This window comes from Nonomuraea sp. NPDC048916, from assembly GCF_040649575.1.
In the GTDB taxonomy this organism is placed as follows: Bacteria; Actinomycetota; Actinomycetes; order Streptosporangiales; family Streptosporangiaceae; genus Nonomuraea.
Genome location: NZ_JBEZFS010000019.1, coordinates 59,125 through 79,345, shown reverse-complemented (window position 1 = coordinate 79,345; position 20,221 = coordinate 59,125). Strand labels below are relative to the sequence as shown.

The 20,221-nt window shown below is 71.4% G+C and carries 20 protein-coding genes and 3 pseudogenes; 12 read left to right on the top strand and 11 right to left on the bottom strand.

Annotation, left to right across the window (positions count from 1 at the left end; translation table 11 throughout):
• Window positions 1–3 precede the first annotated feature (3 nt).
• Window positions 4–1,149, top strand: a complete 1,146-nt coding sequence (locus AB0C16_RS21880; RefSeq protein WP_357685617.1) for a DUF6596 domain-containing protein — start codon at window positions 4–6, stop codon at window positions 1,147–1,149.
• Between the two features lie 79 nt (window positions 1,150–1,228).
• On the opposite strand, the pseudogene AB0C16_RS21875 reads toward AB0C16_RS21880, so the two are convergent.
• Window positions 1,229–1,480 (bottom strand): annotated as a pseudogene (locus AB0C16_RS21875) (cytochrome P450); the annotation flags it as partial.
• Window positions 1,481–1,624: 144 nt separating this feature from the next.
• On the opposite strand from AB0C16_RS21875, the gene AB0C16_RS21870 reads away from it, so the two are divergent.
• Window positions 1,625–1,798 (top strand): hypothetical protein, encoded by a 174-nt coding sequence (locus AB0C16_RS21870; protein WP_357685771.1) that lies wholly within the window; start codon window positions 1,625–1,627, stop codon window positions 1,796–1,798.
• Between the two features lie 271 nt (window positions 1,799–2,069).
• On the opposite strand, the gene AB0C16_RS21865 is transcribed toward AB0C16_RS21870, so the two are convergent.
• The 3 genes from AB0C16_RS21865 to AB0C16_RS21855 all read right to left on the bottom strand — a co-directional run bounded on the left by AB0C16_RS21865 (window position 2,070) and on the right by AB0C16_RS21855 (window position 6,769).
• Window positions 2,070–2,894: a ChbG/HpnK family deacetylase gene (locus AB0C16_RS21865; RefSeq protein ID WP_357685615.1), complete on the bottom strand. Its 825-nt coding sequence runs from the start codon at window positions 2,892–2,894 to the stop codon at window positions 2,070–2,072.
• On the bottom strand, window positions 2,891–4,282 hold the full coding sequence (locus AB0C16_RS21860; protein WP_357685613.1) for an MFS transporter: 1,392 nt from the start codon (window positions 4,280–4,282) through the stop codon (window positions 2,891–2,893). The genes AB0C16_RS21865 and AB0C16_RS21860 overlap by 4 nt, the downstream gene beginning before the upstream one ends.
• A 462-nt stretch (window positions 4,283–4,744) precedes the next feature.
• Window positions 4,745–6,769, bottom strand: a complete 2,025-nt coding sequence (locus AB0C16_RS21855; protein WP_357685611.1) for a histidine kinase — start codon at window positions 6,767–6,769, stop codon at window positions 4,745–4,747.
• A gap of 206 nt (window positions 6,770–6,975) precedes the next feature.
• Between AB0C16_RS21855 and AB0C16_RS21850 the strand changes: the two are divergent.
• From AB0C16_RS21850 to AB0C16_RS21840, 3 genes and pseudogenes are all read left to right on the top strand, one after another.
• A pseudogene (locus tag AB0C16_RS21850) lies at window positions 6,976–7,128 on the top strand (NUDIX hydrolase); the annotation flags it as partial.
• Between the two features lie 194 nt (window positions 7,129–7,322).
• Window positions 7,323–8,048 (top strand): alpha/beta hydrolase family protein, encoded by a 726-nt coding sequence (locus tag AB0C16_RS21845; protein WP_357685608.1) that lies wholly within the window; start codon window positions 7,323–7,325, stop codon window positions 8,046–8,048.
• Window positions 8,049–8,057: 9 nt separating this feature from the next.
• Window positions 8,058–8,735, top strand: a complete 678-nt coding sequence (locus tag AB0C16_RS21840) for a winged helix-turn-helix transcriptional regulator (RefSeq protein WP_357685606.1) — start codon at window positions 8,058–8,060, stop codon at window positions 8,733–8,735.
• Between the two features lie 190 nt (window positions 8,736–8,925).
• Here the strand turns inward: AB0C16_RS21840 and AB0C16_RS21835 are convergent, their stop codons facing one another.
• Together AB0C16_RS21835 and AB0C16_RS21830 are read right to left on the bottom strand one after the other, a co-directional pair.
• Window positions 8,926–9,894 carry an EamA family transporter gene (locus AB0C16_RS21835; protein ID WP_357685604.1) on the bottom strand — a complete coding sequence of 323 codons (969 nt, stop codon included), beginning with the start codon at window positions 9,892–9,894 and terminating at the stop codon, window positions 8,926–8,928.
• A 37-nt stretch (window positions 9,895–9,931) separates the two neighbouring features.
• The gene (locus tag AB0C16_RS21830) at window positions 9,932–10,894 is read right to left on the bottom strand and encodes a cyclase family protein (RefSeq protein ID WP_357685602.1); all 963 of its coding nucleotides are present in this window, start codon (window positions 10,892–10,894) and stop codon (window positions 9,932–9,934) included.
• A gap of 113 nt (window positions 10,895–11,007) precedes the next feature.
• Between AB0C16_RS21830 and AB0C16_RS21825 the strand changes: the two genes are divergently transcribed.
• The 7 genes from AB0C16_RS21825 to AB0C16_RS21795 all read left to right on the top strand — a co-directional run bounded on the left by AB0C16_RS21825 (window position 11,008) and on the right by AB0C16_RS21795 (window position 16,188).
• On the top strand, window positions 11,008–11,925 hold the full coding sequence (locus tag AB0C16_RS21825; RefSeq protein ID WP_357685599.1) for a LysR family transcriptional regulator: 918 nt from the start codon (window positions 11,008–11,010) through the stop codon (window positions 11,923–11,925).
• Window positions 11,926–12,146: 221 nt separating this feature from the next.
• Window positions 12,147–12,752, top strand: coding sequence for a hypothetical protein (locus AB0C16_RS21820; protein ID WP_357685597.1), 606 nt, complete (start codon window positions 12,147–12,149; stop codon window positions 12,750–12,752).
• A gap of 192 nt (window positions 12,753–12,944) precedes the next feature.
• The gene (locus AB0C16_RS21815; protein ID WP_357685595.1) at window positions 12,945–13,553 is read left to right on the top strand and encodes a dihydrofolate reductase family protein; all 609 of its coding nucleotides are present in this window, start codon (window positions 12,945–12,947) and stop codon (window positions 13,551–13,553) included.
• Between the two features lie 120 nt (window positions 13,554–13,673).
• Window positions 13,674–14,888 carry a cytochrome P450 gene (locus AB0C16_RS21810; RefSeq protein WP_357685593.1) on the top strand — a complete coding sequence of 405 codons (1,215 nt, stop codon included), beginning with the start codon at window positions 13,674–13,676 and terminating at the stop codon, window positions 14,886–14,888.
• Complete coding sequence (locus AB0C16_RS21805; RefSeq protein WP_357685591.1) at window positions 14,882–15,550, top strand: TetR family transcriptional regulator; 669 nt, start codon at window positions 14,882–14,884, stop codon at window positions 15,548–15,550. The genes AB0C16_RS21810 and AB0C16_RS21805 overlap by 7 nt, the downstream gene beginning before the upstream one ends.
• The gene (locus tag AB0C16_RS21800; protein WP_357685589.1) at window positions 15,547–15,747 is read left to right on the top strand and encodes a ferredoxin; all 201 of its coding nucleotides are present in this window, start codon (window positions 15,547–15,549) and stop codon (window positions 15,745–15,747) included. The genes AB0C16_RS21805 and AB0C16_RS21800 overlap by 4 nt, the downstream gene beginning before the upstream one ends.
• A 138-nt stretch (window positions 15,748–15,885) precedes the next feature.
• A complete protein-coding gene (locus tag AB0C16_RS21795; protein WP_357685586.1) occupies window positions 15,886–16,188 on the top strand; it encodes a hypothetical protein in 303 nt (100 codons plus the stop codon).
• Between the two features lie 38 nt (window positions 16,189–16,226).
• On the opposite strand, the gene AB0C16_RS21790 is transcribed toward AB0C16_RS21795, so the two are convergent.
• The 5 genes and pseudogenes from AB0C16_RS21790 to AB0C16_RS21770 all read right to left on the bottom strand — a co-directional run bounded on the left by AB0C16_RS21790 (window position 16,227) and on the right by AB0C16_RS21770 (window position 20,204).
• On the bottom strand, window positions 16,227–16,892 hold the full coding sequence (locus tag AB0C16_RS21790; protein ID WP_357685584.1) for a response regulator transcription factor: 666 nt from the start codon (window positions 16,890–16,892) through the stop codon (window positions 16,227–16,229).
• Window positions 16,885–18,966, bottom strand: a complete 2,082-nt coding sequence (locus AB0C16_RS21785) for a histidine kinase (protein ID WP_357685582.1) — start codon at window positions 18,964–18,966, stop codon at window positions 16,885–16,887. The genes AB0C16_RS21790 and AB0C16_RS21785 overlap by 8 nt, the downstream gene beginning before the upstream one ends.
• Complete coding sequence (locus AB0C16_RS21780; protein ID WP_357685580.1) at window positions 18,945–19,178, bottom strand: hypothetical protein; 234 nt, start codon at window positions 19,176–19,178, stop codon at window positions 18,945–18,947. Before AB0C16_RS21780 ends, AB0C16_RS21785 begins: the two co-directional genes overlap by 22 nt.
• 180 nt (window positions 19,179–19,358) lie before the next feature.
• Window positions 19,359–19,592 (bottom strand): annotated as a pseudogene (locus AB0C16_RS21775) (BTAD domain-containing putative transcriptional regulator); the annotation flags it as partial.
• A gap of 108 nt (window positions 19,593–19,700) precedes the next feature.
• Window positions 19,701–20,204 (bottom strand): helix-turn-helix domain-containing protein, encoded by a 504-nt coding sequence (locus AB0C16_RS21770; RefSeq protein WP_357685578.1) that lies wholly within the window; start codon window positions 20,202–20,204, stop codon window positions 19,701–19,703.
• Window positions 20,205–20,221 lie beyond the last annotated feature (17 nt).

Below are 20,221 nucleotides of genomic sequence, written 5' to 3'. Positions count from 1 at the left end.
ACGGTGGACGAGTCCCAGCTGCGGACCCTCACCCCCACTGTGATCGGCATCCTCGTCCGTCGCGGAGCCGACTTCGCGGCGGCCGAGGATGCCGTGCAGGACGCCCTGGTCGAGGCCGTGCGCGTGTGGCCGGACGACCCGCCGCGGGATCCCGAGGGCTGGCTGGTCACCGTGGCCTGGCGTAAGTTCCTCGACGCCGCCCGCGCCGATACCTCCCGACGGCACCGCGAGGCACGCGTCGAGGGCGAGCCCGTGCCCGGCCCGGGCGAGGTGGTGGACGACACGCTCCAGCTGTACTTCCTGTGCGCGCACCCGTCCCTGACACCGGCTTCGGCCGTCGCGCTCACGTTGCGCGCGGTCGGCGGCCTGACCACGCGTCAGATCGCGCGGGCCTACCTCGTGCCGGAGGCGACCATGGCCCAGCGGATCAGCAGGGCCAAGCGGACCGTCTCGGGCGTCCGGTTCAACCAGCACGGTGACGTCGCCACGGTGCTGCGCGTGCTCTACCTGGTCTTCAACGAGGGCTACTCCGGCGACGTCGACCTCGCCGGCGAGGCGATCCGGCTCACCCGCCGGCTGGCGGCCAAGACCAACCATGAGGAGGTCGCGGGCCTGCTCGCGCTCATGCTGCTCCACCACGCACGGCGCCCGGCACGGACCGGCGCCGACGGCAGGCTCGTGCCTCTTGCCGAGCAGGACCGCAGCCTGTGGAACACCCGCCTGATCGCCGAGGGCGTCGATGTGCTCCAGACGGCCCTCACCCGCGACCGCCTGGGCGAGTTCCAGGCCCAGGCCGCCATCGCCGCGCTCCACGCCGACGCCCGGACGGCCGAGGAGACCGACTGGGTGCAGATCGTCGAGTGGTACGACGAACTGGTGCGCCTCACCGGCAGCCCGGTGGCCCGCCTCAACCGGGCCGTCGCGGTCGGCGAGGCCGACGGCCCTCGGGCCGGCCTGGCCGCCCTGGCGGTGCTCGACCCCGCCCTGCCCCGCCACGCCGCCGTCGCGGCGTATCTGCACGAGCGTGACGGTGACCCAGTGACCGCAGCACGGCTCTACGCCGAAGCTGCCCGATCGGCGTCCAGCCTCCCCGAACGCGACCACCTCACGCGACAGGCCGCACGGCTCAACGCGCGGCTGCGCGGTTGAGCGGCGGGCGGCAGGCATTCACCGACCCGATAGGGACGGTCTGCTCACCCAGTTGGCCGGCCTCGCCACTGGCTCGCGGTCACACGTCCCAGGTGACCGGGAGGCTCTTCACCCCGTAGATGTCCGCGGTCTCCGGGCGCAGGCCAACCTCTTCAGCCGGTACGGCCAGGCGCAGCGTGGGGAAGCGGTTGACCAGCGCGGGGAACGCGACCCGCATCTCGACGTCCTCCAGCGCCGTCCTCATGAACGTCTTGGCGACGCTCAGATACCGCAGCAGCTCCTCCACGGCCCGCTCGGCGAGCGCGGGATCGGCGCGCAGCGCGGCCAGCTGACCCGCAGGCTGAAGGTCAGCCCGGCCTCCGTCTCCGTGGCCGTGAATTATCTGATCCAGCAGGGGTTTGTCCGGCGCGAGCGCGATCGGCAGCGGCGTCGCGACATCTACGTGGTCGACGACGACGCCTGGTACCACTCGATCGTGATCAGCGAGCGGCAGACGCTCGAGGCGGCGCAGGCCGCGATGGCGGCGGCGGAGACGTGCGGGCTCGACAGGCCCGTAGGGCAGCGTCTGGCCAGAGGAGGGGCGTTCCTGGAGCGGGTCAGCCTGGACATGATGGAGTCGGCCGACCGCTGGCGCGCCCTCCTGGCGTGATGGGTCTCAGCCGAACCACCTGGGGAGCAGGGTGATCCCGCCGCTTGCACCGCCACGTCCTCGGGCAGGTCGAAGACGAACTCCACGCCAGGGGTGTTCTCCGGCCAAGCCCAGGCGTGGATCTCCGCCAGGTCGCGATCCGGGTCGGCAGGGATCATGACGGGAACCGAGATGACGCGATCCTTGATCACACGCAGCGCGCACATGTCACCCTTGGAAGGGTTCGTCTCGCTCCTCCCCGGTGGGGCAGCGCGAATCGATCATGATTGGTTCACCAGCCTCCGACGACCTCGACACGCTCACTCTCAAGGGCGTTGTGCCACACCGGGTCACGCAGCAGCCGCGCCTCCCAGGTCCGCACGATGCCGTCCGGTCCCGTGACCGCGTCCTCTCGGGACGGGTGCAGGAACAACTCGCTCGTGCCCTCGGGAAGGGCTGCGAGCCGGCGGAGGTAATCGTCCCGCAGTCGCTCATAGGCACCGAGCTCGTGTGCGCTGCGCCGATTGGTGGCGATCGTCTGCGGGATGGACACGCCTAGCGCATCGGCGAGGGCGACGGCACGCTCGTGCGCTGCCGCGAGCCGCGGCGGGAGCGGTCCGCCGAAGTACGGCTCCGGGTCACGGGGCAGCCGGAAGGCGAGGCCGTGGCGCGCACACCACTCAAGCGCCTCGGCGAGCCACGACCGGCCGTGCAGGCCGTAGAGGGTGCCGGCATGGGAGTCGGCCGCCTGGGGTGTAAGGCCCCGATGGCGCATCCAGTGCAGCTGTGCGTCCGCCTCCCGTATGACATCCCGCGCCTCGCCACGGGCTCCGAGAGCCAGCGGGTCGTCACTGAGTGTTCCGTCCGGATCGACGAGGCTCGCCGCGCCGTTGAGGGGTCGCCAGCGCGGGAGCCCGCGCTCGCTCGTGAGCGTCACGTGCACCCGCGGCAGGACGCCGAGCTCCCTGACCTGGTTCGCGGCTTGCTCCGCGGCCGCCGAGACGCAGATGAGCGTCGTCGCGGTGACATGTCCCTCGGCGAGCAGTGCGACGATGACCTCTGTCGTCCCCGGTTCGCGGCCGAGATCGTCGGCCGTGATCACAACGCGGCGGGTCATCGGGGGCGCTCCACGGCCGACTCGTCCACGGGGCCGGCGGGCGGCGGCTCGACCGGCTCAGCCGCCGTGGGCGGCGTCTCGATCGGGACCGAGATGAGTCGCGCCGCGACCGCGCCGATCGTCGTCAGCACGAACGGGTACACGCATAAGTACACCCGGAACGCGAGCCCAGGGTCGGCGCCGGGGTCGTCGCCCGAGTTGTAGCCGAAGAACACGCCCAGCGAGGTGAGCGCGAGTCCGGTCACGATCCCGTTGAGCCGGCCGAAGAAGCCGAACGCGGACAGGAAGAGCCCTTCGCGATGTTCCCCGTTGCGCGCCGCGTCGGCGTCCAGCACACGCGCGACGATGAGGTCGTTCGTCGCGAGCATTCCCGACCACCCGGCCCCGACGAGCATCCCTGCGGCGATCGCGGTGACGAGGTCGGTGGCGAAGAACAAGGCTGCGAAGCTGGCCGCGAGCACCGCGAAGGCAAGCCGCCAGGTCCACAGGGCGCCGCGGCGTGCGGCGACGCGTGTCCACACCACGAGGCCGCCCGCCGAGACGAGGATGACGATGCCCTGAAGGTAGAGCGCGTTCCCGACCGGGAGCCCGAGCGAGTAGCGGACGTACAGCTGGATGCCCGAGAGTACGAGCGCCATGGCGATCCCGTAACAGGCGCCGGTGAGCCCGACCGTCCAGAACATCCGGTTGCGCACGATCGACCACACGCTGGGCAGCAGCAGCGGCCGCTCGCGCGTGGAGTAGCGGGGACGCTCGCGCGCGCCGAGCGCCATGAACACGATCACGACGAGCGCGACCGCGCCATAGATGATCGCTGTGATCTGGAAGCCTTCGGTGGATTCCTCGGTGCCGAACACGTTCGTCGTGAGCAACGGGGTGACCGCGAGCGAGATCACCAGCGCCACGAGTTGGAAGCCCTGGCGCAGACCGTTGGCTACGGCGCGGTCGCTCTCCTGCGGGTACAGCTCGGGAAGCAGCGCGCCGTAGTTCGCGTTGAGCATCGAGTCGAAGGCCTCGCACAGGATCGCGAAGACCGCGAACCAGAGCAGGAGGCCGATGCCCTGCAGAGAGGTCGGCGCGGAGAAGAATGCGATCATGCAGGCCGCGAGCATCGGCGCGCCGACGAGCAGCCACGGCCGGCGCCGGCCGAACCGGGTTCGGGTGCGGTCGGAGAGGTGGCCGAGCAGCGGGTTGTCGAGCGCGTCGATGACCGCGTAGATCACCATGACCACGCCGTAGGCGCGAACGTCGAGACCCAGAATGTCGACGTAGTAGAGGATCATCGACCCCTTGATCATGTTGATCGGGATGGACGTGCCGAACATCCCGATGGCGTAGCGCCACGCGGGAGTCCGCCCCGGGGCGGAGGCCGTACCGGGCTGAGACACACGATCACCTTCTTTCTGATGCCGACGCCGCGCGGCGTTGCCTGCGCGCTCAAAGGAGAACGGGGGGGTGAAGCGGAGTCGTGCCGACGCCGATGGCCGGCTCCGTCGCCGACAGGTCGCCGACGGAGCGATGAAGCGGGGCGGCCACTGGCTCGACGCAAGAGCGTACGCCGTGGCGACCGTCCATTCCCCGCGCCCGGTCGGAGACCTTGTTCACCGACGACACGCGCGCTCTGCGGGAACGCGTGTTCTGGAGACTCGTGTACGAGACGGCCGCCCCTTGCCGCTCATCAGCGAGGCGGTGGCCTGACCTGCCTGCTCAGCCGCCGGGGGTCGCCGGCGCCGTTCGTGTCGGAGTAGAGGATCGCAGCGTCGGCGCCGCTTGGATCGATGTGGATCGGTCGATGTGCTCCTCTTCCCCGTCGCATGGCTGGCACGGATGCGACGTAACGGCAGCTCGCGTCATCGGTGCTTCACGCCCGCGTCACCGGCGCCAGAGGGCCTGGGAAGCGGGAGCGTGGCCTCCACCTGCGTCCCCGGGCCGGCGTCGGTGCCGGCCGCGGGGGCCTGGGTGATCCGGCAGGTGCCGCCCAGCTCTGCGGCGCGCTCGCGCATCGAGGCGAAGCCGACGCCGGAGCGCCGGTGGCCGGGCAGCCCCTTGCCGTCGTCGCGCACCCGCACGACCAGCGCGTGCTCCGAGCAGGCCAGCGTGACGGTGGTCCGGGTGGCGTCGGCGTGCTTGCGCACGTTGGTCAGCGCCTCCTGCGCGATCCGATACGCCGCCACCTCCACGGCCGCCGGCAGGTCCCGGGTCTCGCCTTCCACCTCGACCTGGACGGGCGGCCCCGGCTCCTCGGCGAGCGCGCGCACCGCCCCGAGCAGGCCGAGGTCGTCCAGGCTGGGCGGGCGCAGGCCGTAGACCAGCTCGCGGACCTCCTGGCTGACCGAGTCCATGCTGCCGCACAGGTCCCGCAGCATCCGGTCGGCCGAGGACGGCACCTCGCGCAGGCGCAGCTGGGCCATGGTCAGTGACATCGACATGTTGGTGAGCGCCTGGCCGAGGCCGTCGTGCAGGTCGCGGCGGAGCCTGCGCCGCTCCTCCTCACGTGCGTTCAGGATGCGCTCCCGGGAACGTTGCAGGTCGGCCGTCATCAGCACGGCGTGCGCGACGTCCGCGACGTAGAGGGTCGCCGCGCTGATCAGCCGCTCGGTGTAGGCGGCGGAGAAGCGGCGCGGTCCGGGCGGCCCGATCAGCATCCGGCCGACCGGCTCGCCGTGCCACACCAGCGGCACGGCACGCGGGTCCGGACCGGTCGTCCCCAGCTCCACCCGCATGCCCGCCGTGCCGGCCTCCGTGCCGACCTCGACGACGACGCCGGTTACGCCCAAGCCGTCGTGCACCACCGCCGTGACGGCGGCCAGCGCGTTCACCGGCTCGGTCTCGCCGACCTCGCGCGCCAGCCTCCTGGCCAGTTCCTCGGGCTGGCCGTGCTTGCCGTACAGCATCACGTCGGTGAGGCCGCGCAGGCGCGTGCGCAGCGGCTGGAAGAACGCGCCCGCCACCAGCGCGGCGGCCAGCCCCGCCACCTGGTCGTAGCCCGACACCAGCAGCGCGGCCAAGGCGCCGGTGCCGAAGTAGACTCCGCCGACCGCGGCGATCAGGCCGGTCGCGATGACGGTCCGGCTGATGACGGTGTCGATGCCGTACAGGCGGTATTGCAGCACAGCGAACGCGATCGTCACCGGAATCAGCCCGGTCCAGATCGTCGCCGGCAGCCAGTAGGCCTCGCCGAGCAGCACGAACAGCGTGTAGATGACGAACGCGCTCAGCGGCCAGGCGATCTGCCTGCGTGCCGTCGAGGGCGCGTGCCGCAGCCGTACCAGCAGAGAGATCACGGCGAGCACCACGCAGGCGTTGATCAGCAGTGTCAGCGAGCGCGTCAACGTCGCGTGGTAGGGAGCCAGGGCCTCGATCGCCAGCGGATTCGGAATGACCTCCGGCCAGCGGTAGGTGCTCGCGGGCGGCGTCGGCCGCACGATGTTGCGCACGCCCTCGAGGACGGTCGCGGCCACACCGGTGATCGCCACCGGCAGCCAGCGGCGGGAGGGCAGGCGATCGTCCGGTGAGAGCAGCGGCGTAAGGATCCCCAGCGTGCAAGCCCCGACCGTCCAGCCTGCGATGGCCAGGATGCGCAGCCATCCGGCGCTCTCCAGGTCGCCGGCCGACGCCTGCGTGAACTGCAGCCCGGTCACCATCACGTTGACCGCGCAGGCGAGGCCGCCGACACACATCAGCCAGGCCAGCTTCAGGCGGGGACGGTACGCGATCAGGAACGCGCCGATCAGTGGGAACATCAGGCCCGCGCCGTGGTCGGGTGCCATGGGCGGCCACGGCGCCCACTCCTTCGGCACCGATAACTGGATCGCGGTGCCGGCCACGGTCAGCGACACCGACAGCACGGCCAGCACGGCCGATACCTTCCGCATCCACGCCGGCCCCCGGGCGTCCACACGACCCGCGCCCGGCTCGCCGCCCCCGCCTGCCTTCACTGCTCGCATCCCCTACCCCGCGGAAATCTCAGCGCCCGTCGCCGGCGAACCGACCAGGCCGGACTCGTTGGCGATCACCACGAGCCGTGGGTGAGACCTCGAACGACCATGGGGAAGGTACGCCCCGGGACCCATCAGAGGAGGCCGACTGGGATGTCGAGACCCTCCGCCTGGAGCAGTTGGGAGTATACGGGGACCCCGGCCGCGACCCGCGTGGCCGGGTGGTGTCCGTGGCCTCTTCCGCGAGCGCGCCACGGCTGCCGGGGCCGACCGCCGGAACGGACGCGGCCGACGCCGAATGCCGGCCGGCCGCGGGCTTTCCGTAGTCCCGGAGCTCGCCCTCGATCGCGAGATCCAGAAACCGGCGGACTCCTTGGCTTACTGTTTTCAGTGTTCACACTTCAAAAACAGGAAGTTGAGAGTTAATCTTCAGACCTATGGCCCCCACGTGTGGGCGGGCCGGTGACCCCACATCCTGACGGAGGCAAGCATGACCGTTTTCGTGCTCGTTCACGGCGCCTGGCACGGCCCCTGGGCCTGGGATCGGGTGACTCCGCTGCTGCGGCGCGCGGGCGCACACGCCATCACTCCCGCCCTGCCCCTTGAGGCGCATGCCGGACTGCACGTCCATGCCGACCATGTCGTCGCCGTCCTCGACGCCTTGGCCGCCGACGGGCACGAACCCGATGGCGGGATCGGCGACGTCGTGCTGGTCGGGCATAGTTACGCCGGCCTGGTGGTCCGGCAGGCCGCCGATCAGCGGCCTCACCTGGTGGACCACGTGGTCCTGGTGGACGGCTGGGCCGGCTCTGACGGGGTCAGTCTGTTCGACCTGGCCCCCGAGTGGTTGGTGACAGCGCTCCGCGACGCCGCCGGAGACGGCAAGACCGTTCCCCCGCCCCCACCAGCAGCCTTCGGCATCACGGAACCGGCCGACGCCGAATGGCTCGCCCCTCGGCTGGTCCCCCAGGCGCTCAGCACCTTCACCGAGGCCACCCGTCTGACGGGAGCCGTCGACCGGATCCCCGGAACGGGCATTCACTGCCGCCCCGGCACCTATCCCTTCGATCGGTTCGCCGCCGAGTTGGGGTATCGGTCACACGCCCTGGACGGACCGCACGATGTCATGCTCAGCCATCCCGAGGCTCTCACCCGGCTGCTCCTGCAAGCCGCCGCCGAACCCGCTGACTCCGAAAACGAGAAATCAACGATCTAAAATCCTCATGTGGAGCGAACCTACAACCAGTACTGCGCGACTGCGCGCACTCTGGACATCGTCGGCGAGCGATGGACGCTGCTGCTGATCCGCGAGCTGCTCACGGGGCCGAAGCGGTTCAGCGACCTGCAGCACAGCCTGCGCGGCCTCGGCACGGGCCTGTTGTCGGCGAGGATGAAGACCCTTGAGCACCGAGGGCTGGTGCGCAAGGTCACGCTTCCCCCGCCGGCGCGCACACCGGCCTACGCCCTGACCCCAGCGGGCGCGGATCTCGCACCGGTGGTGCTCGGGCTGGCCCGATGGGGCCTGAAATGGGCGATGGGCGAGCCTCGCGAAGGAGAAGCCTTCCACCCGGGCTGGGCGGTGCTCGGCCTGCAGGCGTGCTTTCAGGCCGAGGCCGCCGCGGGGCTTCGCGTCGTCTACGAATTCCGCGTGGGCGACGAGGTGTTCCACGCCCGTGTTCATGACGGCACCCTGGAGACGGTCCATGGGCCCGCCCAGTATCCGGACGTGGTCCTCACCACCGACGAGCTGACCTTCCGCGACATCGCCGCAGGCGGCACCACGCTGGCCGACGCGCTCAAAGACGGATCGGCCTCAGCCAGCGGCGACCGCGCGGCCCTGCGCGCGCTGCGCACCCTGTTCCGGCTGCCGCCTTCGCGGGATCGTGGCGCGGGCACGCCCTGACCACGTCTCGAAGCGCCACACGCCCACGCCGGTGTGGCGAGGCTCGGTCATGTGACGTAGAGGACATGATCCACTCGGACACGCGGCCCCACTCAGGGTCACGGGCGGTCCGGAAGGCAAGGTGAGTGCCGAAGCGGCCGGTCGTTCCACGCATGGTGTGCGCCACTGAACGACTCGCGCCCGCAGACCGTCAGCGACGGACGGATCGTTTCGGCGGGACCGGTTCGCCGCCACGCCGTGACGGGCGCGCCGGTGCGGCGAAGGCGTCGCGTGCCACAGCGAGCAGGGCTCCGGCGAGCATCAGCGCCCCACCCGCGTATTGGACGAGGGTCAGCGACTCGTGGAGCACGACGAGACCTCCTGTGGCGCCGAAGACCGGGACGAGCAACATCATGATCGAAGCCCGGGCCGGGCCCATCGATCGGATGCCGTGGAAGTAGGCGACGTAGGCGATGGCGGTCGGGAAGACGCCGAGGTACGCGATGTCGAGCCAGATTCCGGCGGAGAGGTCCGACCATGCCACGGATGGGAGTGCCGGCGCGGCTGCCAGGACGAGCATGAGGGAGCCGGCGGACATGGTGAGGGCCGTCGCCTTCAGCGGGTCGATGCCCGCGAGGATCCGGCGGCCGAGCAGCGTGTACGCGGTCCAGACTCCCGCGCCGGCCACGTAGGCCAGGTCGCCGATCAGCCGCTCGCCGCTCGCCGGGCCGTCCACGCCGAGCAGGAACAGGACTGCCCCGCCGACGCCCACGGTCAGGCCGGCGATCCGCGCGGGCGAAGCGGTCTCGTGGAGGAACAACGCGGAGACCGCCGTGGTCAGCACCGGGCTGAGCACCGGGACCAGGATGCTTCCGTCGACGGACGGTGACTGGTGCAAGCCCCAGAAGAACAGCCAGTTGAAGGCGAATATCCCCAGGGCTCCCGCCAGCAGGATCCGCGGCCAGTCGCGGGCCGGCAGGCCGAATCCACGGCCCGTGACGCCGAGCCAGATCAGCAGGACGAGCGCGCCACACCCGAAACGCAGGGCTGCCGCGACTGCGGGAGGCAGCGTGTCCGCCAGGATCTTGGACGCGGTGAAGGCACTGCCGAACAGCGCCATCGCGGCGGTCAGCACGAGGTACACCGCCATCCCGGATGTTCGCCGGTCGGTCACACGCACGGGGACCGCCCTTCTGGTGGTGCGGCAGGACGGGAGGTCACAGGAACGCGATCGGGTTGATCGGCGCGCCGGCGGCATTGACGACGTGTAGTGGCGCCGCGACCAGGAAGAACTCCCATCGGTTCGCCGCCGCGCAGGCCTCGGCGAGGTCTTCGAGCCACCACAGCTCGCCGATGGTCAGACCGAGATCGCGGATGAGCCGCGCGTGCATCGGATAGCTGCCCTCGTACGGTCGCGCCGGCACGACCTCGATCGCGATGTTGTCGGCGGCGAGCGCGGCGATCTCGCGTTGATGGATCCAGTCCACAGTCTCCATGGCCAGTCCGGGCGACCCGGCAAGCCAGAACTCAGCTTTGTCCGACAAGCCGTAGAAGTGTGGCATCTCCCCGGTGCGGAGCAGGAGGAGGTCTCCGGTGCCGATCTCGACGCCCTGAGCCACGGCACAGGCATCCAGTTCGCCGACGGTGATCGCGTGGCCGGGCGGCAGGCGGTCGACTCCCAGATGCCGGGCGAGGTCCAGAAGGACGCCTCTGCCCGCCAGCCGATCTTTGAGGAGATGGGTGCCACAACGCCGGGCCCCGCTGTAGGCGGCGACGTTCCCGGTCCAGTAGCCGTTGTACATCACGTCGTCGTGGGCGACGTGGGCCAGTCCGTCCCAGTGGGTCGAGCTCTGCAGCGGCATGGCGATGTGATCATCGCTGCCCTGGAAGCCGTTGAACTCCTCGCGCGCGTCGGAGCCGACGAAGTCCGCGCCGGTGTACATGAAGGTGTGCACGACCGCCGGCCGGGCCGGGTTGACCGGCATCACCTCCTGGATCGGGATGGCGCAGCTCACCGCGCGGCCGATGCGGACCAGTCCCGCGGCCTCGGCCACCATGGCCGGGGTGATGAAGTTGACCGTTCCCCGTTCGTCGTCCGGCCCCCAGCGGCCCCAGTTGTTCGGCTGCCGGTCGTTCACATAACCGACGAGGCGACCCCCGTTGTCGAGGTCCGGTCGCATGTCAACTCCTGTCATCGCCGCCAAGCACGCGATCAGCCTGCACCATTTCCGCCTATCGGGTCCAACGAGGGTTTTTGTACGGGCCCATCGGAAATCTCGATAGGCTGGAGCGCATGGACACGCGGCTGCTGCGGACGTTCGTCTCGGTGCACGGCACGGGCAGCTTCACCGCGACCGCCCAGGAGCTGGCGTTCGCCCAGTCCACGGTCAGCGCGCACGTCCAGGCCCTGGAGCAGAGGCTCGGAGTGCGGCTGTTCGACCGGCTGCCCGCCCGAGTCGTCCTCACCGCGCACGGACGGCGCTTGCTGCCGCTCGCCCGGCAGATCCTCGACCTCGCCGCGGAGGCCGAGCGGATCGGCGACCCGGCGAACGCTCGTTGCGCCGTGCGCCTGGTCGCCCCCGGCACCATTTGCGGTCATCGCCTGCCACAGGTCGCCGCGCTCCTGCGTCAACACCATCCCCAGGTGCAGCTGTCGGTGGCCGCCGCCGGCACCACGGCCGCCCTGGAAGCACTGGGCGACGGGTCCGCCGACCTGGCGCTGGTGTTCGAGTGCGAGCTGCCCGACATCGGCGTCCGGGGCGAGCGGATCGGCGCGGAACGGCTGGCCGTCATCTGCTCACCAGGTCACCCGCTGGCGGGCCGGCGCGCCGGCTGGCAGCGCCTGGCCGAACACGAGTTCTTGTTGCTGGAAGAGGGATGCAGCTACAGCGACGTGGTCGCCCGGCGGCTCGGCATGGCGGCCGGCGGTCGCGCGAAGGTGAGCCGCTTCGGCAACGTGGACGCGATCCGCGCCTGCGTCGCCGCCGACCTCGGGCTCAGCGTCCTGCCACGCGTCACCGTGGAGGAGGCCCTCCGCACCGGGAAGCTGTCCACGATCGACACACCGGGGTTGCCCGTCCCGCGGGTCCTGCTCATCGCCCGCACCGGCCAATGCGACGACCCGGCGATGGACATGGTGAACGAGGCACTTCGCAGCGTCTTCCGGCCGAGCCCGCCGTCGCCGCCGCGCGAACGCCCCGCACCGAGATGAGGCGGCGGCCCCAGGTTCGCCAACCCGCGTCATAGAGCTCCGTACGCACCATGATCGAGGTCGAGGAGCCCCGCGAAACCTCGCGAGCCGGGTGACGGGCTCTCCTTGCATCGGAGCCACGTGCACGGAGGGTACGCCTCAGGACACGAAGGGCGCTTACGTCCGTTTTAGGTTGGTTGATGCACTGTTGTCCTGTTGCATACCAATCTGGAGGAAGAAAGATGACCACTGAACCGGACGGATTCAGCACCCCGGAACCACCGGCGAACACGTCGTCCAGGCGCCGGTTCCCCCGTTCCCTGCTCCTCGTCGCCACCACCGCCCTCGTCGTGGTCACCGGTGCCGGCGTCGCCACCGCGTCGGCGCTCTCCCCCTCGCCGTCGCCTACGTCGCCGACCTCCACGCCCGGCGACACCGCGACACCGTCGGCGAGCCCGTCCGGGACGCCCTCCGACAAGGGGACGCCTTCCGACAAGGTGCCGGAACAGCGCCGGGGCGGCCACAAGACGGGCTTCGGCGGCCCCATCCACGGCGAGTTCGTCGTCCCCGACCGTGAGGGCAAGTACGTGACCGTCGCCACCCAGTACGGCGAGATCACGGCCGCAGACCAGGACTCGATCACGGTCAAGAGCGAGGACGGCTACGTCAAGGAGTACGCGCTCAACGGCGACACCCGGATCAACCGCCGCGGTGAAGGCGCCGACGCGCTGAAGACCGGGCAGAAGGTCATGGTCATGGCGAAGGTGGACGGCGACACGGCCACCGCCGTCGCGGTCCGCGACGTGACCATGCGCGAGGGGCGAGGCGGCCGTCCCTCTCCGCGGTGATCGCGGCCTGCCACCCGCCGCGTCCCGCCCTGCTGGGATTGACGTGATCCGGTTATCTGGAAAACCCCCGCATGTCAAAAGGGAGGCCTTAAGAAATCCGTAAGCAGGCTCCGCCAGGCTGAAGGCACCCAAGACAACGGCGGGGACAGGACGGACCCCGCCCTTCCCACCTTCCGAAAGAAGGAATGAGAGATGGCGAGCAAGCTGATCGTTTCGACCTTCGTGTCGTTGGACGGTGTCATGCAGGGTCCCGGCGGGCCCGGCGAGGACGATTCCAACGACTTCCAGCACGGCGGATGGCTGGCCCCGCACGTGGACGAGGGGTTCGGCCGCATCATGGGCGAGCAGTTCGACCGCGCCGACGGCATGCTGCTGGGCCGCAGGTCGTACGAGATCCTCGCTTCGCACTGGCCCGGCGTGCCCGACGAGGAGGGCGGCGCCAAGATCAACGGCATGCCGAAGTACGTCACCACGAGGACACCGATGAACGCCGAGTGGCGCAACACCCAGGTCCTGGTGGGCGAGGCCGCTCAGACTGTCGGCGAGCTCAAGCGGAGCACCGACGGCGAGATCCTCGTCCAGGGCAGCAGTGACCTCATCCGCACGCTGCAGCAGGCCGAGCTGGTCGACGAGTATCGCCTGCTGGTCTTCCCCGTCGTCCTGGGCCAGGGAAAGCGGCTCTTCGCCGAGGGCGCCACTCCGGCCGGCCTGAAGCTCACCGGCGCGACCCCCACCGACGCCGGCGTCGTGTACATCACCTACGAGTGGGCGGGCAAGCCCGCTTACGGTTCCGTCGCCTAGCACGCCCTCCGTCGGGCGGCGAGCGTCAACATCACCCCAAGAATTAAATCAGTCGCTTGACTTAACTTACGACGGCTGAGTTGACTCTTCGTGACACGTTCCGTCATGAGGAGATGCCGCATGAGCCAGAACGACCAGGTCCTGCACTACCCGATCCCGGCCGAGGCGGCGCTGGAGCCGCCGGCGGAGTGGGCGCGGCTGCGGCAGGGGTGTCCGGTGGCCCGGGTGAGGCTGCCCAGCGGCGACGAGGCGTCGCTGCTGACCCGCTACCAGGACGTCAAGCAGGTGCTGGCCGACCCCCGCTTCACCCGGCTGCTGAACGCGGACGACGCGGCGCGGCTGTCGGCCAACGAGTCGGGCGGGCTGTTCAGCAGCGACATGGCGCAGGTGATCCCCGATGGCGGCGAGGGGCACCAGCGGTGGCGCCGGCTGGTCGGCAGGTGGTTCACCGCCAAGCGGATGGCCGCGCTGCGGCCGGTGATGGAGGAGATGGCCGAGCAGCTCATCGACGACATGGTCAAGCGCGGCCGGCCCGCCGATCTCAAGGCGAGCCTTGGCTTCCCGCTGCCCGTGTACGTGATCTGCGACCTGCTCGGCGTGCCCGCCGCCGACCGCGACAGGTTCGCCTACTGGTCCGACACGCTGCTCAACCTGACCAGGTTCGGCCAGGCGGAGGTCGACGCGGCGCAGGCCGAGTTCTTCCAGTACATGTCCGACCACGTCGCCGCCAAGCGGGCGCGGCCGGGCGAGGATCTGATCAGCGAGCTGATCAAGGGGGCGGACGCCGACGGCGGCGGGCTGTCCGACCTCGAGCTGCTGGTCACCGGGATGGCGCTGCTGGTGGCCGGGCACGAGACCACGGCCAACATGATCGGCAAGATGGTCGGCATGCTGCTGGCCGACCGCAGCCGCTGGGAGAGCCTGCTGGCCGACCGGTCGCTGGTGCGCACGGCCGTGGAGGAGTCGCTGCGCTTCGACGCCAATCCCGGCTTCGGCCTGCCGCGCTACCTGCGCGAGGAGACCGAGGTCGGCGGGACGGTGCTGCCGCGTGGCACGACGGTGATCTGCAGCATGGCCGCGGCCAACCGCGACGAGAGCGTCTTCGACGCCGCCGGCGAGATGGATCTGGGCCGCAGCCCCAACCCCCACCTGTCGTTCGGCTCCGGAGCCCACTCCTGCCTGGGGCAGGCACTGGCCCGCACCGAGCTGCAGGTCGTGCTGGAGGTGCTGCTGCGCAGGCTGCCGTCACTGGAGCTGGCCGTGCCGGTGCAGGAGCTGCGGAAGGTGGACGGGCTGGTCGTCGGCGGGCTGAGCGAAGTTCCGGTGCGGTGGTGACCGTGGCCGTCCGGGCCGAGCGGGCCAATGCGACGCGTGAGCAGATCCTGGAGGCGGCCGAGCGGCTGTTCGCCGAGCACGGCGTGTCGGCCGTGTCCAACCGCCAGATCAGCGAGACCGCCGGGCAGGGCAACAACGCCGCCGTCGGCTACCACTTCGGCACCAAGGCCGACCTGGTACGCGCGATCGTGCGCAAGCACGCCGGACGCGTCGAGATCCTGCGCGCCAACCTGCTCGCCGAGATCGGCGACTCCGCCGAGGCGCGCGACTGGGTCGGCTGCATGGTGCGTTCGCTCACCGATCACCTGGCCGTCCTGGGCAGTCCCACCTGGTACGCCCGCTTCGCCGCCCAGGTGATGGTCGACCCCGCGCTCCGCGACATCGTGATCGACGAGGCTCTGACCTCGCCGACGCTGCAGCGGATCCTCGACGGGATGAACCACTGCCTGCCCGAGCTCCCGGCCGAGGTGCGGGCCGAGCGCTATGACATGGCACGCCAGCTGATGGTGCACATGTGCGCCGAGCGCGAGCGGGCACTGGCCGAGGGCAGGCCCACTCCCCGGCCCAGCTGGCACGCCGCCGCCAACGGGTTGATCGACGCGATCGTCGCGGTGTGGCTGGCGCCCGTCACCCCCGGCCAGGCGGAGAGGAACGTGTCATGAAGGTCGTCGTGGACAGGTCCAGGTGCTGCGGCGCCGGCCAGTGCGTGCTGCTCGCGCCGGAGGTGTTCGACCAGGGCGAGGACGACGGCCTCGTCGTCCTGCTGGAGGCCGAGCCCGCCGAGCGCCTGCGGGCGGCGGTCCGTGAAGCCGCCGCCGTCTGCCCCACGGGCGCCGTCGAGGTGAGCGAAGGCGCTTGACCGCAGGTCCGGCTGCCCGGGCACACGGGCGGGCATGTGGTGTGTGGCCCATGTGCCTGGGACACCGGGCGGGCGAGGCTTCGGGTGTCCGAAGAACCGGCGGGTCGCCGGTTCGCAAACCCAAGGAAGGAAACGCTCATGAAGCGCATGCTCGCCGCCACCGGGTTCGTGATCGCCCTGGCCGGTGTCCCCCAGGCCGCCGCCGCCGGTGTCCAGGCCCGGCAGCCGATCCAGGCGGCGTCGGTCCAGGCGGTATCGGCCCAGGCGGTATCGGCCCAGGCGGCCTCGGCCCAGGCGGCCGCCGACCTGCCCGTGCATCGGGGCAAGTTCTGGTTCCACAGCGACTGCGTGACGGCCGGCCAGCAGGGGGTCGATCGCGGGCACTGGTCGCAGTATCAGTGCGCCGAGGGCTGGATGTGGAATCTGTGGACCGACCGCTGACGGCCGGGTGAAAGGGGCTCGGGATGTCACCCCTCCGGTCATCCCGAGCCCAGTCCCGCGTCGCGGGCCCGGACGATCGCCGCCGCCCGGTCGGGCACCCGCAGCTTGGCGAAGATCGAGCCGACGTGGTTGCGCACGGTCTTGTCCGTGACGAACAGCCGCTGCGCGATCTGCCGGTAGCCGAGCCCCTGGGCCAGCAGGTCGAGGATCTCGCGCTCCCGGGCGGTCAGGGTCGGGAACGCCTCCTTCGCCGGGGTGCTGGAGAAGGCGGCGAACAGCCGGGTGAGGCGTTCGGCCATGTGCGGGCTGAACACCGCGCCGCCCCGGCAGACCGTGCGCAGGGCCAGCAGGATCTCCTCACGTACCGCGCCCTTGAGGAGGTAGCCGCGAGCCCCGGCGCGCATCGCCGCCAGCAGGTTGTCGTCGTCCTCGGACATCGTCATGACCAGGACGCGGAGGTCCGGATGGGCCCGCAGGAGGTCGCGGGTGGCCTCGATGCCCGACTGTCCCGGCAGGTTGAGGTCCATGACGACCAGGTCGGGGGTGGTGCGGGCGGCTTCGGTCAGGGCCTGTTCGCCGGTGGCCGCCTGCCCCACCACGGTGAACTCGCCGTCCAGGTCCACCGCCGCGGCCAGCCCCTCCCTGAACAGGGGGTGGTCGTCGACCAGCAGCACCCGCCAGACGCGTGGCCCGGTCTCACTCATGGGGATCTCCGAGGGTGGTGGGGAGGGTGGCGGTCACGGTGGTGCCGCCGGGGGCGGTGTCGATCGTGGCCGCGCCGCCGATCTCCTCGGCGCGTTCGGCGATCGAGGACAGGCCGGTGCCGGGCAGCGCGTCCGCGCCGAAGCCGTCGCCGTCGTCGGTGACGGTCACGGTGAGCGCCGCGGGGGCCGTGGTGAAGGTCACCGCCACGCCGCGCGCTCCGGCATGGCGTACGGCGTTCGTCACGGCTTCGGCGGCGATGCGGTAGGCGGCGGTCTCCACCGCCGGCGACAGGGCGGGCAGCGGTGCGGGCGGGTCGGTCACCGTGACAAGCACGGCGTCGGTGGTGAGGCGGTGTGCCAGGATCCGGGTCGCGTCGAGCAGTCCCCGGTCCACCAGGGTGGCGGGGGTCAGCCCGGCCGTGATGCGGCGGACTTCGGCCAGCGCCTCGCCGAGGACCTCGGCGGCAGTGCGCAGATGCGGATGAGCGGCGGCGGGCGGCGGGCTGCACGCCTCGGCGATGCCCAGCCGGAGCTGGACCGCGGCGAGCTGGGGCCCGAGGCCGTCGTGGATCTCCCGGCGGAGCCGTCTGCGCTCCTCCTCGCGGGCCAGCACCAGGTGCTCGCGGGCGGCCTGCGCCTCCTCGCCCAGCCGCAGGGCGGCCAGCGCCGGGCTGGCCTGGTCGGCCAGCAGCGACAGGAGCTCGGTGTCGCGCTCGGCCGGTGTGCTCGCGCCGTCGCGCGCCACCTCCAGGCGGCCCACCACCTGTCCGTGGTGGCGCAGGACGAAGACCTGTCCGGGCCCGCTCACCGGGGAGCCGGCGGTGGCCAGCACGCGTGGACCCGCGCGGGTCTCGACTCCGATCCTCGCCCCGGACAGGCCCAGGTCCTCCACGACGCTGCGGCAGATCTGCTCGGGCACGGATCCGGGATGGGGGGCGTGCTGCAGTCGTGCCGCCAGAGCCCGCACGGCCTCGTGCGGCCGGGCGCGCGGCCCGTAGAACGCCCGCTCGACCGCCATGACGGCGTGCTGTACGACCGGCCGGGCGGCCCAGCCGACCACCAGCGCGCAGCAGGCGGCGATCGCGGTGGCCGTGGTGCGCGCGGCGGGAAAGGCCGCCCACGCCCCCGTCGCGGCGCACGTCGCGGCGATGACCAGCACGGCCAGGACGAACGCGCGGGCCATGCGATGGCTCGTGACGCGCTCCAGCCGCCACATGCCGCCCCGGGAGGCGGCCAGGCAGATCATGGCTCCCCACAGCGTGACCCCGGCCGCCCGCGCCACGATCGTCCAGCTCTCGCCCCACAGGTCGGACAGCAGCAGGCAGACGTAGAGCGGGTAGGCCGTCGCGATCAGCCCTCGGACCCCGCGCCCCTCGCCGGCGGGTGCCCTGCCCGCGCCGCGCACCAGGGCCGCCGTCATCGCCACGGTCACCGCCAGCGTCATCCAGTCGAGCACGTTCTGGCTGTTGTGCAGCAGATCCGAGGCCCACTCCCCCGGCGCGGTCCCCGACCACGGGCTGGCGAACCCCGGCAGGCCCGGCGTGCCCAGCCCCCAGATCACCGCGTACTCGAGACTCGCGGCTCCGGCCGCCAGGACCACCCCCCGCCGCCATCGGCGGGAGGTCGAGCCGGGGAGCAGGCACAACGGGAACAGGAGCACCGTCAGCGGCTGGCAGGCGGTGCCGGCGGCGCCCAGCAGGATCGCCGCCCCGGCGACCGGCGCCGCCTGGCTCTCCATGTGCGCGAGCACATCGGACACCGCGGGCGGCACGACCCACACGACCCCGGCGGCCAGGACCAGCCGGCCCCTGCGGGACGCGTAGCGGTCGGCCAGCAGCAACACCGCGACCACGCACACCGGCAGGCCCACCACCAGCCGGGTCACCTCGGCGGTCAGCCGTGCCTCGCCGGGGTGTGCCGGCCCTTGCCGCTCCCAGCCGGGCAGCACCACCGCGAACCTCGCCACCAGGACGGCCAGGAGCAGCGCGGAGGCCATGCCGGCCAGGTGCGCGCCGCGGGCCTGCCACCGGACGGCGGCGGCCGGATCCGGGGTCAGTCCACCCAAAGGTCCCACGTGCCGAGAAGGTCGATGATCGATTTGACGCAGGTGGGGTTGGTCCAGTGTCCCTTCCGCTCGCCGTCGCGGCCCGCCGCCCGGCATCCGGCCTCCGAGTGGAAGGAGTCGATGTAGCGCTTGGCGCGGGGCACGTCGGCGGCGGCCCCGACGGGCGTCAGCACGGCGCCGAGAACCGCCAGGAAGGCGAGCGATCTGAGGAATGCGCGCATGGGGGGCTCCAGAAGAGAGATATCGCGGAGCGTGACTATTGTGTCGCCCATCGTAGCAACGATCGGTGAGTGATCTTCGATTTCCGGCGGCCCGCGGCGGCTCCCGCCCCCGTCCGGATCATCGATCTTCGCGGACGTCCGAGAGGTCGCAGTGGCAGCCCCATCGGCGGCGCCAGGCGGTCAGCTCCCCCCCTCGCGTACGCCGGTCCGCGTGAAGGTGCGCAGCGCGGAGCGCCAGAGGTCGTGAGCGGCCGCGCAGCCGTCGAGCCGGGACCGCGCGCCCCTGCGGCCCGCCCGGTAGAGCGCGAGCATCAGTTGGGCGCTGAACCGCTCGTGCAGCGAGTGCCGGCTCGCCAGCTCGAACAGCTCGGGGATCAGCGTGGTGTCGTGGCCCAGCGCCAGCTCCGCCTCCGCGCGGCGCTCCCGGAGGCAGGATCGCCCTCGTCCTCCAGACGAATCCCAACGTGTACGGGACCAGTTGGAACATCCGCGTCGAAGCCGAACCGCAGGGCGGCGGCTCGGTCAGGGCTCGATCCCGCTGCGGAGCAGTCTCCACATCCGTTCGGCGGTCTCGGGCCGCTCGGCGGCCGGAATGTTGGCGAGCAGGCTGGCCAGCATGCCGACGGCCATGACCAGGTCATCGGCCGTCATGTCCGCGCGGACGCGGCCGGCGCGCCGAGCCTCGGAAAGCCTGCCCTCCAGCAGCCTCGCCACGCGATCGCGCACCTCGACGATGCGCGGGTCGGGCCGCGGGGGCGCGCTGACCATGTTGATGAACGCGGTCGAGGCGATGGTCTGCTCGGTGATCAGGGCCAGCACGTCGTCGAGGGTGGTGCCGGGCTCGGCGGCCAGGGCCTCCAGGTCGGCGACGCTGTCCTCGAACACGGCCAGCGCGAGACCGATGCGATCGGGGAAGTGCCGGTAGAGGCTCCCCTGGCCGACCCCGGCGGCGCGGGCGACCATGCTGAGCGGCGCGTTGTATCCGGCGCCGGCGAAGACCTCGCGAGCCGCCGTGATCAGCGCCACACGGTTCTCCGCCGCGG